General features: G+C 55.6%; 13 protein-coding genes and 1 pseudogene. 8 read left to right on the plus strand and 6 right to left on the minus strand.

Going from position 1 to position 15,153, the window contains the following annotated elements:
- Positions 1-523, plus strand: a pseudogene (locus CPT76_RS30215) (phosphatidylglycerol lysyltransferase domain-containing protein); the annotation flags it as partial.
- Positions 524-1,258: 735 nt separating this feature from the next.
- On the opposite strand, the gene CPT76_RS40815 reads toward CPT76_RS30215, so the two are convergent.
- From CPT76_RS40815 to CPT76_RS30230, 4 genes are all read right to left on the minus strand, one after another.
- The gene (locus CPT76_RS40815; RefSeq protein ID WP_258168975.1) at positions 1,259-1,825 is read right to left on the minus strand and encodes a sensor histidine kinase; all 567 of its coding nucleotides are present in this window, start codon (positions 1,823-1,825) and stop codon (positions 1,259-1,261) included.
- A gap of 7 nt (positions 1,826-1,832) precedes the next feature.
- Positions 1,833-2,540 (minus strand): histidine kinase dimerization/phospho-acceptor domain-containing protein, encoded by a 708-nt coding sequence (locus CPT76_RS40820; protein WP_258168976.1) that lies wholly within the window; start codon positions 2,538-2,540, stop codon positions 1,833-1,835.
- A complete protein-coding gene (locus CPT76_RS30225) occupies positions 2,533-3,219 on the minus strand; it encodes a response regulator transcription factor (protein WP_105445500.1) in 687 nt (228 codons plus the stop codon). Before CPT76_RS30225 ends, CPT76_RS40820 begins: the two co-directional genes overlap by 8 nt.
- 151 nt (positions 3,220-3,370) lie before the next feature.
- Positions 3,371-3,898 (minus strand): cupin domain-containing protein, encoded by a 528-nt coding sequence (locus CPT76_RS30230; RefSeq protein ID WP_105445501.1) that lies wholly within the window; start codon positions 3,896-3,898, stop codon positions 3,371-3,373.
- Positions 3,899-4,270: 372 nt separating this feature from the next.
- Between CPT76_RS30230 and CPT76_RS30235 the strand changes: the two genes are divergently transcribed.
- Entirely contained in the window at positions 4,271-4,978 is a 708-nt protein-coding gene (locus CPT76_RS30235) for a Na-translocating system protein MpsC family protein (protein WP_105445502.1), read from the plus strand.
- Positions 4,979-5,014: 36 nt separating this feature from the next.
- On the opposite strand, the gene CPT76_RS30240 is transcribed toward CPT76_RS30235, so the two are convergent.
- Positions 5,015-5,860 carry a lipoate--protein ligase family protein gene (locus CPT76_RS30240; RefSeq protein ID WP_105445503.1) on the minus strand — a complete coding sequence of 282 codons (846 nt, stop codon included), beginning with the start codon at positions 5,858-5,860 and terminating at the stop codon, positions 5,015-5,017.
- 263 nt (positions 5,861-6,123) lie between these two features.
- Here CPT76_RS30240 and CPT76_RS30245 point away from each other — a divergent pair, with 263 nt between their 5' ends.
- The 5 genes from CPT76_RS30245 to CPT76_RS30265 all read left to right on the plus strand — a co-directional run bounded on the left by CPT76_RS30245 (position 6,124) and on the right by CPT76_RS30265 (position 12,851).
- Entirely contained in the window at positions 6,124-6,711 is a 588-nt protein-coding gene (locus CPT76_RS30245; RefSeq protein ID WP_105445504.1) for a TetR/AcrR family transcriptional regulator, read from the plus strand.
- A gap of 20 nt (positions 6,712-6,731) precedes the next feature.
- Entirely contained in the window at positions 6,732-7,493 is a 762-nt protein-coding gene (locus tag CPT76_RS30250; RefSeq protein WP_374954749.1) for a glycosyltransferase, read from the plus strand.
- Between the two features lie 101 nt (positions 7,494-7,594).
- The gene (locus tag CPT76_RS30255; RefSeq protein ID WP_076172035.1) at positions 7,595-7,819 is read left to right on the plus strand and encodes a cold-shock protein; all 225 of its coding nucleotides are present in this window, start codon (positions 7,595-7,597) and stop codon (positions 7,817-7,819) included.
- 268 nt (positions 7,820-8,087) lie between these two features.
- Positions 8,088-11,906 carry an efflux RND transporter permease subunit gene (locus CPT76_RS30260; RefSeq protein WP_105445506.1) on the plus strand — a complete coding sequence of 1,273 codons (3,819 nt, stop codon included), beginning with the start codon at positions 8,088-8,090 and terminating at the stop codon, positions 11,904-11,906.
- 186 nt (positions 11,907-12,092) lie between these two features.
- Positions 12,093-12,851, plus strand: a complete 759-nt coding sequence (locus CPT76_RS30265) for a stalk domain-containing protein (RefSeq protein WP_105445507.1) — start codon at positions 12,093-12,095, stop codon at positions 12,849-12,851.
- Between the two features lie 92 nt (positions 12,852-12,943).
- Here CPT76_RS30265 and ald read toward each other — a convergent pair whose 3' ends face one another.
- The gene (gene ald, locus CPT76_RS30270; RefSeq protein WP_089549627.1) at positions 12,944-14,071 is read right to left on the minus strand and encodes an alanine dehydrogenase; all 1,128 of its coding nucleotides are present in this window, start codon (positions 14,069-14,071) and stop codon (positions 12,944-12,946) included.
- 148 nt (positions 14,072-14,219) lie between these two features.
- Between ald and CPT76_RS30275 the strand changes: the two genes are divergently transcribed.
- Positions 14,220-15,153: PucR family transcriptional regulator ligand-binding domain-containing protein (locus CPT76_RS30275; RefSeq protein ID WP_181153143.1), on the plus strand; the 934-nt coding region annotated here is incomplete at its 3' end.

The raw sequence follows: 15,153 nt of genomic DNA on the forward strand, positions 1-15,153 counted from the left end.
TCCGCGAGCTGCGGGCGGTGTCGGACGACTGGATGCACGGCAGGCGGGAAAAGGGGTTTCCCTGGGCTGGTTTGACGAGCGCTATTTGCAGGAGGCGCCGATTGCCGTGCTGCGGGAGACCGGAGGAAGCATCTTTGCCTTTGCGTCCCTTGCCCCGGCTTATGACGGCGGACGGACGATATCCATCGATCTGATGCGCCACCGCAGCCAGGTTCCGAACGGGACGATGGATTATTTGTTTGTCCAGCTCTTGGAGTGGTCCAAGGAGCAGGGATACGAGCTCTTTAATCTCGGGAACGCGCCGCTGGCAAGCGTGGGCGAGACCCGGAGCGCGCTGCGCGAGGAGAAGCTGGCCGCGCTGGTGTTCCAGTACGGAGGGCATTGGTACGGATTTAAGGGCCTCCGGAAGTACAAGAGCAAGTTTTCGCCCGAATGGGAACCGCGGTTTCTGGCATATCCCGCTTCCGTGTCCCTGCCAGTGCTGACCGTCGACCTGGTGCGGCTCGTATCGCGCAGGGTGTAAGGATGCCAGGCGTGGCGTTGCTCAGGATGGCGGCAAAGATCCAGTATTTTATATTGTGAAGTTTGGAGATCGGCGGGCCAGCGTAGAAAATCCTTACCGCCAGGCTGGCCGTAATTTTGGAAATTCAGTCCGAAAACCTGAAGAATGCCGGAGAAGAGGATAGCTGAATGGTTTGCGATTTAGACGGTGTAGAGCTAGTTCATGGCTAATTGATCTCGTCTACGTATAATGGACAAATTCAGTTTTTGTCTTTTAAATGGTGGACAGAGGTAACATATCCTTGCTCAAACATCCGCCTCCATATATAGGACATGGGTCGGATATTGGCACTAAATATAGTTATTTTTGAGTCCGACCGCATGCAGGAGGATATATATGTCTTGTCCTTCTTTTGTAGGACAAAATAGGGATGTGTCCATTGTATAAGGACAGATCCCGTTTTTTATGCTGTGGATGGCCAAAAGGCAAATGATCATCGTCACATTTTAATTTTATTGTTCATATAAAAAGAGGCGGACCGTACCAGGCCCCTAATAGGGTCGCCGGTACAGACTGCCTCTTTTGTTGTTAAAGCGAAGCTTGCTTTGCTATCGAAGCATGATGCGGTCAGCTCGCGATATCTTGTTCGTTGGTGTGCGGCTCCGACCGCTTTGGTCTGGGCGTTCTACATCTTCGTGTTCAAGACGTGAGGGATGGATGACATTTCGACTGGAAAATGCGAGTAGAGGGAGGCAGCTATTTAGGCAGACGGATGCGGATAATGACGCCCTTCGGATGGTTATGAAGCGCCTGAATAGTGCCGTGATGGCTGTGCACGATCCACTGGGCGATCGAGAGCCCGAGTCCGGAGCCGCCGCTCTCCCTGGTGCGTGCCCGGTCTTCCCGGTAGAACCGGTCGAAGACGCGCTGAAGTCCTTCCTCGCTGATACCGATGCCGGTGTCGCTGACTTCGATAAACACCCGATTTTCCTTGATATAGGTGCTGATCCCGATGCTGTCATGCTCTCCCGTGTATTTGAGGGCATTGTCCAATAAAATGACCATCAGCTGATGAAGCCGGGCGGGATCCGCTTGGATCCGGGCCATGCTCGTCAGCCGGAGCCAGATGTGCTTGTCCGAAAGCTCGGCGATCTCGATATACGGGCTGCACATTTCGTGGATCAATTCGTCAATGTCGACCGGCTGCTTCTCCAGCTGGGTTTCGGTGGAATCGGCCCTGGCGAGCGTAAGCAGATCGGTCGTCAGCCGGGACAGCCGGCGCGTTTCTGAGAGGGACAAGGCGATGTTCTCAAACGTGTCCACGATTTTTTTATTCCGGCATGGTCTGCAGCAGTTCCAGTTTGTTCTGGATGATGGTGAGCGGAGTCCGCAGCTCATGCGACGCGTTCTCCACAAACTCCACCTGCTTCTCCCAAGAGCGGATGACGGGTTTCATCGTTTTCCGGGATAAAATGATGCTGGCGGTGATCGACAGCAGGATAAACACGGCCGCGCAAATGATGATGATGCGCTTGAAGTTGCCCAGCAGATTATGCTCGGTATCGACATCGACCAGCAGCTGGATGTAGCTGTCCTTGAAAAGGGGGTCTGGAACGGTCAGTGTGCGGAAGTGGTATGTGCCGTTCAGGGTCAGGTTGGAAATGACGCCGATCGTGGACGGGTCGAATTTAAGATTTTCCAAACCGTAATTTTCGTAGTTCAGCATGCCGATCTGCTGGATGTTGGCAATTTCTCCGTTGGCGTCCCATTGAACGGGAATGATCCGGGGGCTTGGAGGGGGCATGACCCTGCCAAACCGGAACCGCTCCGACGCCCCATCCTTGAGCGGACTGCCGCCGAACCTGGCTTCGATGATGCTTTTGTACATGGTCAGATCCCGGTCGGGTTTGGCGAACAGCGTTGTTCGCATTTGGCCGAATACGATCGCTCCGAAGAAGCCGAAGAGCAGGGTGAATGCGATCAGATTGTACAGAATCAGCCGGAGCTGCTGGTGACGGATCACTTTGTTTTTATTCATGATCTTCACCGTTCTCCGACAGCATGTACCCCATGCCGCGGATTGTCTTGATGTATTTGTCGTAACCGGCCGCTTTGAACTTTTTGCGCAGGTTGCTGATATAGACCTCGATCACCGTGTTGGTGGTGCTGGAATCCATGCCCCAGACCCGGTCGAAAATTTGTTCTTTGGTCACGATGATGTTTTTGTTGTTCATCAGGTATTCCAGCAGGTCAATCTGCTTGCCGTTCAGCAGGATCGCTTCCTCGCCAATGCTGACCGTTCGGCTCTTCAGATTGAGCCTCAGTTCCTTGAAGGAGAGGGTGTGCTCCCTGAACCCTCCGACAGAGCGCCGGACGATGGCCTCCAGGCGAAGTAGGAGCTCCTCGCGATGGAACGGCTTGACGAGATAGTCGTCGGCCCCCTTCTTGAAGCCCTGAATCTTGTCGTCGATGCTGTCCTTGGCGGTCAGTATCAGCACCGGCGTGGAGATGCCGTACTCCCGAAGATGGGTCAGCACTTCGTACCCGTTCATACCCGGCATCATAATATCCAGAATGATGACATCGTATATATTTTGCTGGGCGAGATACAGTCCCTCTTCGCCGTCAAAGGCTTGATCGGCCTCAAACAGGTCCCGGGTCGTCTCGCATACCGTATCGGATAAATGCTTGTCGTCCTCAATGACAAGAAGCCGCATGGCATGTTCACCTCAATTGACGTTTGATCCTAATCGAAACCTATTTTGTCAGGAATGTCAAATGGGGAGCTGCTTGCGGCTTAACTTGTTCAGAGCCGTAATGCATTCCGCTGCACGAGGCTCGTTCAACCAGCGGTCGTCCAAGGAAGGATTAAGCGTGATTTCCCGTCTGCTGCTGAGGTTTCCAGGCACTCATGAGCGGGCCCGCCGCACCGTACAGCGGATCGGTATTCGGAAGGGGCACCCGGGCGATGTCTTCCAGCACGTTTGGGCGCTCCCCGGGCTTGCCGGTGCACAGATTGTAATCCATGCCGTCCGGATAGGCTCCGACGACCCTGAAATCTTTGCTTGCAGAGCATCGCTTGTGCCCCGTTCCGGCCGGAAGGACGGCCACGTCACCGGCGGTCAGCTCGAACTTCTGGCCATGTTCACCGCCGAGCTGAAGCACGGCGGAGCCGCGAATAACCCCCAGCACCTCATGTGCATTGCTGTGATAATGATGGTAATCAAAGACGCCGTTCGTCCAGCTGTTCAGCCAGCCGTTGCGGTTAAAGATAGCTTCCGTTTCCTCCGGTTCATCCTTAAGCGAACCCAAGTATAGGATGACCGGCAGGTTGGGGTTGCCCGGAATAACACCGTCATCCTTAAAAAATATCGTTTTGATCTCCGCACCATTCATGCCGTCAACCCTCCGCTCATCTGCTTTAATTTGGAATGTAAATAAACATATTCGCACTTTATGAAACGCGGTTGTTCTTAGAACGATACCTATGCTATAATCAAGACTGGTAAACGTCAATTTCATATTGTCGGGTAAATGAATGAATATATCCTTGGATAAAAGTCATTTATGGCCTAACTTTTTCTTGCTGTTAAAGGGAAAGTTAGGCCTTTTTGTTTTGCTGAGGACCCGGGGGTTGTGCCGGGGACAGGGAAACACCCGCTTATTTCGTAATCAGGAGGGATATAAAGACACGCTTTTGCGGACACGTGATATAGCGGCCTGCCGCGATTATGTTTAGCAGCGTACCGCAACGACGCGTCTAATTCAATGGATCAATTACATAACCAACAACCATTTCATCAGCTCTTTGCCAGCTATACCAGCAAGCTATTAAGAGACCACTTTGGCAAAGGACCTGAATCCGTGGTGGTTTCTGTCGGTCACACCTTTATTACGATATATTTGCGCAACTTCCTGACGCCGTCTGAACGCATCCTGCTGGAACAGGAGCAGGAGGACATGATTGTGCAGACCAGAGCCAATCTGATGCGGGCGGTGATTCCCGAAATTATCAGTTATCTTGAAATCATGAACGGATCGAAGCCGGAAGAGGTGTATTATGACTGGAATCTCCGTAAAAGATCGGGGATGATCGCAGTCGTATCGGCAGAGGCGGTCAAACAGGGCACCGCGGTGAACAGGGAGTACCCTGCGAAATCCGAAGTGGAAGCGGAAATACTCCACATTTGCCGGCAGATTCAAAAATCACCCGAGCAAATCGACTCTTATGAGCTCAATCCCAGAACGCTGCTGGTGGTGCGAAGCGGCGTGTATCTGGAGCTGGAGAAGGCACTGATCCGGATGGGCCATGGCCGCTTGCTGAAGTCGGTGAAGAGCGGACTGGAAAAAGAGTATATTATGCGCAGCAAGCACCTGAACGGCCTGCTGCATCAGCCGGTATCCGATTGCTTTATAGACTGGAATGATACGCTGGATAAGAGCATTCTTCTGCTGATCATGAATCCGCCCCGATAAATTTCGCGGGCGGATTTTAATTTTACAGTGGCGGGCTTACGGCGTACGGGGCGTGTAACGGTGCATCAGCTTGACCGTCATCTCCCGGATTTCCTCCTCGGCCGGCAGATGCAGGCGGCTCGCCGCCTCGGATACTCCCGCGGCCGTCTGCAGGCTCCGGACCACTTCTTTGACGGAAGCGGCAAACGTATCGGCCGCCCCCGGGCCCATGCCGGTCAGCTCGTCCAGCGAAGCCATGGTACCGGGCTCAACGGACGGGTAATCTCCGTCTTTGGCCCCGGCTGCAGTCAGGTCGTAGAACGACTTGACCAGCTGACCGCGCTCCCGCCCGGATCCGCCTGCGATGACAAAAGCCTGGATCACGTAGGCATGGGCCTGGCGGCGCTGCGCAATGCCGCAGAACTTGCGTCCGCCGATGCTCAGATCATAGTCACCCGGGCAGTAAGCCCCGGCGACTTCCCCTTTGTCCACCGTTTTGCCGGTGGCGGCCAGCGCCTGCCGGATGAGCGCGTACATCCGCTCGAAGTCCCGGTGGAAGTGGAGATCGCCCGCGCCCCGCTTCGGCAGGATGAGCGACACGTTGACCACGTCCGGATCGAGCGGAACGGCGGCGCCGCCCGAATTGCGGATGGCCGTTCGGTACCCGAGCGATTCCAGCCAAGCCCGGGCCTGCTCCGCTCCGGGAAGCCGGCTGTCCCTCAGACCGATAATAAAAGAGCGGGGATGGCGCCAAATATGGCATAATGGCGGACCGCCTTCTCCTGTGCGCCGGCACAGCAGCTCGTCCATCGCGAATGGATACAGAGCATCCACATCCTCCAGGTGTGCCGTCCGGTCCAAAATGAGCATCTGCCCCGCTATTTCCGTAATATCTTCAAACATGCGCAACGCTTCCTTTTCCTCAGGTGATACCGGGACCACCGGTTACCAAACGTTTATTCCGTACCTTTTACAATCTCCCTGATCCTGATTATGACATAACCGATCCGGCGTGGCTACTGCATGAGCATGGGCTTCCCAACGGAGCAGGCTGCCCGAAAATGTCAAAAAACAGACAAAGAAGCAGTATACACCAGGCCTGTAAATACCATATAATGGATACAAACCGGACGGTCGGTTTTAAAACAACAAGGAGCCTTCCGATCATGAAAAAGCGTAAATACGAAGCCGAACAGACCAAACAGACCATTGTCGAGGGAGCTAAGGCGCTGTTTGCCGCCAAAGGGTATGCCGCAACGTCCATGATGGATATTTGCGAGGCCACAGGCTGCAGCAAGGGAAGCATCTACCACCATTTTCAGAGCAAAGAGGATTTGTTTCTCTACTTGGCGGAGCAGGCGTTTACGAACTCCTGGCAGACCTGGCATGAGCAGTCCGGGGAAGATCGTTCCGCGACGGAGCAGCTCTACGCTTACGCCGACTATTTTGTCGACACGCTTCAGAAGCCGCTCAACAAGGCCGGCGAGGAATTTATGATCCGGGTGGGTGCCGATTCGGAAGCCGGGCGGCGGTTCATGGAGATCATCCAGAACTACATGAAGGGATTTGAGGATCTGGTCCAGGCCGGACTGGACAGCGGGGAATGGAAAGGGGAGAGCGTGCAGGAGCTTTCCTTTATTATTCTCAGCTATTACTCCGGTCTCAGCGACAGCTACCACCTGATGGACAAGGCAGCGATGAAAGAGCTGTTCCGCAAAGCCACCACGTTACTGCTTGATGGGATTCGCAAGTAATCAATCCTAGGGAGAGATGGCTGATGGAAACAAAGCGGTTCGCAGGTACCGACCACACGGGGAACATTAAATTTTCGGTGATTATTCCGGCCAGAAACGAAGAGAACTATATCGGGCGCTGCCTTGATTCTCTGGCTGCCGCGGCGAAGCCTTATCCGGGACAGGTGGAGATCATCACCGTCTTAAACCGGTGCACCGACCGGACTGAAGAGGTTGCTTCGTCGTACGGGGTCGTCATTGTGAAGAACGACAGCAAAAATCTGTCGCAGATCCGCAACGCCGGGATTCAGGCGGCAAGGGGTGACATCATCGTGACGATTGACGCCGACAGCTGGGTGACGGACAACATGCTGACGGAGATCGACAGGCTGCTGGCAACCGGACAATGGATCGGCGGCGGGGTGAGGAGCCAGTTTGAGCGGGTGTCACTCGGTATCATCGTCTCCGGGATGCTGCTGATCGTGCCCCTTCTGTTCAAATACGGACTGGTCACCGTCGGACTGTTCTGGGGGCACAAGAAGGACTTTGAAGCGATCGGCGGCTTTAACGAAAACATGCTGATGGCGGAAGACGCCGAGTTTGCCAAGCGGCTCAAGCAATGGGGCAAGCAGCAGGGGAAGAAATACGGCACCGTCACGAAGGCCAGCATGACGACCTCCTGCCGGAAGTTCGATCAGTACGGCGATTGGGGCGTCGTCAAGAACCCGAAAATTATATGGGCGTATCTGAAAGGAACCGACCGTAAGCACGCGGACGAAACGTACTACGAAATCCAGCGGTAGCTGTTTTACGGATCATCAGGCGATTTTTATCATAAATATATATTTCTGGGGCATACTAAGCGGACACCGATGAACTGAGGTAAATAACGGGAGGGTTCGCGATGTATTTCGGAAAAAAAGTGGTCGAGGAAATTCCCGAGGCCGATACTTTAATCTGGTCATGCGTAAACGATGGATGCAACGGCTGGATGAGAGACAACTTTGCTTTTGAAACGGAGCCGGTTTGCGTCCAGTGCAACTCTCCAATGGTGAGCAGCATGAAGATGCTGCCGCTGGTCGTCAACGACCATCCGACGAAAATGCTGAAGAAGGGGACGCTCATCTAAGGGCGCCTCGTTCGGTCAGTTAAAAACACAGTATGAAGAGGTCCTGCGGGGGCCTCTTTTTCGTTTTCAGGCGGATGTTCTGCATACGGGTCTATGGATGCGGCCGTAGTCGAATATGCCCCCTATGAAGAATGATACATATAGGTGTTTGGAATTATTTTCATCCGTTTAATCAGATACGTTGTTTCTTTTTACATTGGCGTTACATTCCCTTCTTAATATCTATCCTGCAGGACGATTGAAATCGATAGCAGAGGAGAGGGAATGAATGGGACGGAAGAAGTTAGGGAAGAAAAGGGGCGTGGCTTTGATTTCACTGGCATCTTTACTGCTCGGCGCAGGAAGCGTATACGCGGCGGTAGGAAACCCCTTTGACAAAGACATGGTCGGACGGCAGGCGAACGGTTCAGTATTAACACCGGTCAATCAATACGTCACGCCGGCAGGCCAGCAAGTTGAATTCGGGGGTAATCCGATTTCGGTGAAGGTGCGTCCGGACGGAAAAACGGCAGCGGCCATTATCGGAAGAAGCGATTATGGCGGCAACGGCATCAACATTGTGGATTTGGAAACGGGAGCACTGGTCAAAAATAACATCCCGTTAAGCCTTTCGCATATGTGGGGCCTGGCTTATTCTGCCGACGGCACCCGGCTGTATGCAACAGGTTCGTCCGGGACGACGGGTAAAGTCGTCATCATGTCGGTCGCCGATGACGGTACCCCGTCGATTCTGCAAACCGTGAGCCTTCCTTTGGCAGCTGTAGGCGGCAACATTAACCCTCAGGATATTGCACTGGGGCCGGACGGGAAGACGCTTCTCGTAGCACTTAGCCGTGATAACAGCCTCGGTGTCATTGACTTGGAGTCGGGCCAACTCACGGACCGAATCCCCGTAGGCAACGCACCGACCAGCGTCGTGGTCAGCGGCAATGCGGCTTATGTGACGAACACAGGCGGTAGAGCCGCCGAGCCCGGCGACCTCACGGTGGACTCATCCGGGACGCCTATCGTAGCGGAGCAAACGGGAAGTTCGGCCAGCGGAACCGTGTCCGTCGTGGATCTGTCCGGGAAAACGGTCAGCACAACGGTCGAAGTGGGACTGCAGCCTGCACGTATGGACGTCTCCGGTTCGTATGTATTTGTCGCCAACACGAACAGCGACACGGTGTCGGTCATCGATACCAAAACGAACCGCGTTGTGCAGACGATCGACGTCGAACCTTACCCTAATGCCCCTAAAGGATCGGCGCCCAATGCGGTAAAGATGATTAACGGGAACCAGCTTGCGGTCAGTCTCGGACGCAACAACGCGCTGGCTGTCTATGACTGGAACGGGCCGTCCAAGGAACCAAGACTTCGCGGACTGGTACCGACTGCATGGTTCCCGGTGGATATCGCAACCGACGAGGCCCATAATCGGCTGCTCGTGGCGAATGCCGACGGGGTCGGTTCCCTCGGACCGGAGCGCAACTTGAAGATACAGGGGATCAGCGTAACGGGACATTCCTCTTATGCCCAGCAAGGGTCTCTTTCCATCATTCCGGCATCCTTTGGAAACAAAGAGCTTGTCCAATGGACGGATGATGTCTATGCCAACAACAATTGGTTCGAAATTGCCGGCCGTAATGCCAAGCCCCGCAACAACAAGAAGCCGGTGGCCATACCCGAGCGGATTGGCGAGCCTTCGCCGATCAAGCATATTTTCTACATCGTCAAAGAGAACCGAACCTATGACCAGGTCCACGGGGATATGGGCAAAGGCAACTCGGACCCCGCTCTAACCCAATTCGGAAAAGACGTAACCCCCAACTTCCACAAAATCGCTAATACTTACCCGCTTCTCGATAACTTCTACGTATCCGGTATTCAGTCGGCAAGCGGACACCAGTGGGTCATGCAGGCAACCAATACCGATTATGAAGACAAGGAAACGGACGTAGGCAACGTACGGAGCTATCCGGGGGGCGCGGGAGATTCCTTGGCTTACGCATCGACCGGACACTTGTGGGACAACGCCTTGAAGCACGGGTTATCCGTCGTCAACTTCGGGGAAGACACCACGGCATTCAGCGGCCCTCAGGCATTCGGTACATGGACGGACTGGTATAACGACTACTTGATCCTGTCGGGGCAAAAGCAGGGAGAGCTTCATGTGCCGATCGGGGATTACACGGCCAAGACCGATATTCCGTCGCTTGACCCGATCACCTATAAGCCGTTCCCGACGTTCGATTCGGGCATTCCGGATCAGTACCGGTACGAAATCTTCAAGCAAAAGTTCGAGGATTATGTGAAAAACGGCGACCTGCCGCAACTCGTGCAAATGTGGGTCATGAACGATCATACGGCAGGAACATCCACAGGCTTCCCGACTCCGCAGGCCCAGGTGGCCGATAATGATCTGGCCGTCGGCAAGATCGTCGATTTGATCTCCCACAGCCCGTATTGGAAAGACTCCTTGATTCTGGTGACCGAGGATGACGCACAGAACGGGGTGGATCATGTGGATGGTCACCGTGCACCTGCTTACGTCATCAGCCCTTGGGTCAAGAAAGGCGTGACCGATAGCCATTATTGGACGGTGATTAACATGGTCCGGAGCATCGAGCAAATTTTGGGCCTGCCGCCGATGAATCAGAACGATGCGGCAGCCGTTCCGATGAGCGAGCTCTTTACCGACAAGCCGGACTTCACGCCGTATGAGTTCGTGCCGAACCAGATTCCGCTCGATACGTTAAACGGCCAGCCCGGGTCCAATGCCGCGGCACTGGCCAATACGGCAGAGGTGACGACGGAAGCCAAGGAAATCGAGAAGGCGTGGATTCAGAAGGGCGAGGACGTTGACGCAGTAACAGCGAGGCTGAAGGAGCGGCTGACCGCTTTGTCGGGGAGCGCTGTGGTGACCGTCACGAACCAGAATATTTCCGGGGATGATTCCCAAGTAAAAATTGATTTAACCGGGGCCGACGGCGCCACTCTGGAGCAGGCCGCGGGAACGATCCGCAGCAGCCTGGAAGGGATGGCGGACTTGAGCGTTCTGGGAGCCGCCGACGATGAGGATGGCCTGGCGGGTTACCGGGTCGAGCTGGACCGGGCCAAGCTGGAAAGCGCCGGTGTGAAGCCGGAGCAGGTGATGGAAAGAGTCCGGAATTATTTGGCCGGAGGGACGCTGCTCGAGATGAACGCTGGAAGGCAGGATGCGGTTCCCCTTGAAATCCGTACCGAGCTCCCGGCCGCCCGCGATGACGCTTCCGGCATGGAGCTGCCGGAAACGGAGGTACTGGCCATGCTTGGACGCGAAACGTTCCAGGGCAAAGACGGCAAGCCTGTGCCGCTGGAACAGCTGGCAACCTTGACAAGGGCTGCCGGGACGCAGGTCGTTCGGGAGCGGGACGGCGAGCCATTCGCCGTGGTGACCGCGAATATTACATCCAGGAATATCGAGCAGGTCGCCGGACAAGTCAAGAAACGTCTGAGCGAGCTTACGCTTCCCGCCGGCGTGCATTATTCGATGAATGGCATCACCGCTCAAGTCGGACAAATGATCGGAGAAATGGCGATCGCATTATCGGTTTCCGTTGTGCTGATCCTCTTGATTCTCAGCATGGTTTTCCGCGGGTGGAGGGCTCCTCTCTGCGTGCTGGCCGGTATTCCCTTCGCCTTTATCGGCTCCATTGCCGGATTGGTCCTGACCGGGGGAGAGTGGGATCTGGCTACGCTTGTCGGCCTGCTGATGATTACCGGTATTGCCGCAACGAATGGCATCGTGCTGGTGGACCGGGTCGAGCGCCATCTATCCGCGGGGATGGCCCCGAGGGAAGCGATTCTTCTCGGCGCTTCCTCCAGGGTACGCCCCGTCTTGATGACGGCGGTGACCACCGTATTGACGCTGCTGCCTTTGTGTTTTTCAAGCGGCAGCGACACGGTCATCTCAAAAATGCTAGGCATCGTCGTCGTTTGCGGCATGATCAGCTCCACCCTGATCAGTCTGCTGCTTATCCCGCTTCTTTATGACTGGGTGCTTGTTCGGCGCTACAGAACCGCAGCGGCAGACAATGGCGCGAAGACGCTGCTAAGAACCTCTTAAGGACCTCGTGAGAACCTCCGAGTCCTGATTACCTCCCGGATGCAGCCTAAGAGGGTGATCATGCTGTGTTGCTGCACCCCCTGGTACTTCAAATAATTTCCATAACCATGTATGATTGGGCTAAGTGATTAAAATGTCCAATGAGTTCTGAGGCATACAGATTCATGGAAAAGAGGGTGCAGCAGCATGAGCAAATTATGGATGCGGGCGGCTGCGGTAACCGGTCTGGCGGCCGCAGCATGGAGCTTATCCATCGCCGCTTATTCCTCCGACTCGCTTCAGGTCAAGCCGGTTCAGCCGCGGCTGGTTTATAACGGGGAAGAGGCGAAAGGCGGAACCGGTCCAATGTTCTCCTACCGGGACTCGACGTACGTCCCGCTGCGTGATGTTTCCACGGCGATGGGAGCCAAAGTTTCTTACGACAAGGAGTTCAATACGGTGCATGTGGATACGCCTGTTCCGGTGAACGGAAAGTCGAAGGCCAATGCCACGAAGACGTTGGGGGATTTCAAGCTGTCCATCTATGCAGCCGAAACGGAGGTTCCCTACGGCAAACCGATTCCGGTCTGGGCGCAGCTGGAGTACCTGGGGGACAAGGACGAGGTTGTTAATCAGGGCTTTAAGCCGTTCTACTTTGAGATTCGCAATGAGGCGGGGGAGGGAGGGGGCGCCCTTATCCCCGCGATCCTGATCCCCACTGCCTATTCGCCCGGCGATGTGTTTCTGGATCAGCTGGACTCATTCATCGATATTCCAAGCTATAACTTTACGATCTATCAGAAGGCCCACCCGAATGAGGAATTGCCCGCCCAGATGCTGAAGGACACCAGGTGGAGCACCCTTCCTCCTGGGAAGTACACGATCACCGCGCGTCCTGATTTCAGCCTGAAGTCCACGGGCGAACGTTTCGAGGAATCGGCCGAGATTCAAATTACTGTCAAGTAAAGTAACCGAAGCGGACCCCAAAAAACCGGCTCCTATACATCAGGAAGCCGGTTTTTGACATGGGTATCGATCCCGCAGGAATAAGTGCACAACTATACTTTAATGCGTCCGAGCGCCTTTTCCGCCGGCACGTAGTCGTAGCCGAGGTCGCGGGCCACCGCCTCGTAGGTGATGCTGCCGTTGACCACGTTCGCCCCGCTGCGGATGGCGCTGTTCGTTGCCAGCAGATGCTGCAGGTCTTCGCCGGCCAGCTTCAGGGCGAACGGCATGGTGGCGTTCGTCAGCGCCAAGGTGGACGTCTGCGGCACCGCGCCCGGCATGTTCGCCACCGCGTAGTGCACGACGCCGTGCTTCACGTACGTCGGGTTATCGTGCGTCGTGATATGGTCGATCGTCTCGACGATGCCGCCCTGGTCGATCGCCACGTCCACGATGACCGAGCCCGGCTTCATCGATTTGACCATCTCCTCGGTGACGAGGCGCGGCGCTTTGGCGCCCGGAATCAGGACGGCGCAGATCAGGAGGTCCGCCTCCTGTACCGACTTCGCGATGTTCGACGGGCTGGACACCAGCGTCTTGATCTGGCTGCCGAAAATATCGTCCAGCTGACGCAGCCGCGGAATGCTGAGATCGAGCAGGGTGACGTCGGCGCCGAGACCCACCGCGATTTTCGCCGCGTTCATGCCGACCGTGCCGCCGCCGATGATCGTCACCTTGCCGCGCGATACGCCCGGAACGCCGGAGAGCAGGATGCCCTTGCCGCCATGCGGGCGCTCCAGCAGCTGGGCGCCGATCTGCGCCGCCATGCGTCCGGCCACCTCGCTCATCGGCGTGAGCAGCGGCAGGGTGCCGTTCACGTTTACGGTTTCGTAGGCGATGGCGGTAACGCCGGACTGCACCAGCGCCTCGGCCAGCTTCGGCTCGGCGGCCAGGTGAAGGTACGTGAACAGGATGAGCCCTTTACGGAAATATCCGTATTCGCTGGGAAGCGGCTCCTTCACCTTCATAATCATATCGGCCTGGGACCACACCTCCGATGCTTCCGTCAGAATGGTGGCTCCGGCCTGCTTGTATTCTTCATCGGGAAATCCGCTTTCCGCACCGGCCTGATGCTCGATATATACCGCATGTCCGTGCTGAATCAGTTCGAGGGCACCTGCCGGCGTGACGGCGACGCGATTTTCGTTGTTTTTAATTTCCTTGGGTACTCCGATTTTCATGACAGATCACCTCACCTCATAATATATTAAAAGTGTACAATCGAATCGGCGCGTATTCATCATACGTCTTGTCAATCCGTTTGCCGCAGCGGCAGGACATAATGTTCGGCTGGTGTTACCATAATTAACATAAGGGATGTGAATGCCGATGAGCAGCGGCTTCAACCTGCATATCCGGGAAGTGCTGGATCGCCCGGTGTTCAAGCGGGCCCGGCTGATTGCCGGAGCGAACGGCCTGGACCGTGAGGTAGGCTGGGTGCATATTCTCGAAATCACGAACGTGGCCCCGTTCGTGACGAAGAACGACCTGATCCTCACCACCGGCCTTTGGCTCCATCATTACGAGCAGGAGCGCCTGTCCTACATGCAGCAGCTCATCCGCCAGCAGGCGGCGGGGCTGTGCGTGGAGCTGGGCACGAGCATCGAGAACATTCCGGAGGAAATAATCGAGCTGGCGGACCAGTGCGATTTTCCGCTGCTCGTGTTCGAGCAGCCTGTCCGCTTCGTTGAAATCACCCAGGATATTCACGGGCTGCTGATCAACCAGCAGCATCAGCTGCTGAAAGATCTGGAGGCCTTTTCTCGCCGGCTGCAGCAAATTACCCTGCAGAGTACGGATGTTCATGCCGTTCTCCATGTATTATATGAATACACGGGTTATCAAATTGTGTATCATTCGTCCGTGGAGGCGAATAAATTTTGTCCGAAGCCGGCAACCTCGGAGGAAGCCGATGAGCTGACTTTCTTCTACCGCAAGCAGGTGGAGGGAAATGAAGCGGCCGCCCAGGAGCCCAGCCGCTTCCCGATGCCAGGAGACCGGCTGCTGCTCTCGCAGCCCGTCATCTGCCTCGGCGAGACCTTGGCGTATGTGGGGATGATCCTCCCGGGCGAGCAGCCGCTGGACCGGATCGTCCTGCTGCTGGACTACACGGCCAAATCGCTGGCCACGCTGCTGCTGCGGATGCTGTTCCTGGAGGAGAAGCATCTGCGGGATCAGAACCAGCTGATCCAGGATATCCTGTCCCACCAGCTGGAGGACGAAGAGGCGGCGCGGTCCCGGATGGGCGTACGTCCGGCCAAGC

Source organism: Paenibacillus sp. AR247 (assembly GCF_002968895.1).
GTDB classification, from domain to species: Bacteria; Bacillota; Bacilli; order Paenibacillales; family Paenibacillaceae; genus Paenibacillus_AQ; species Paenibacillus_AQ favisporus.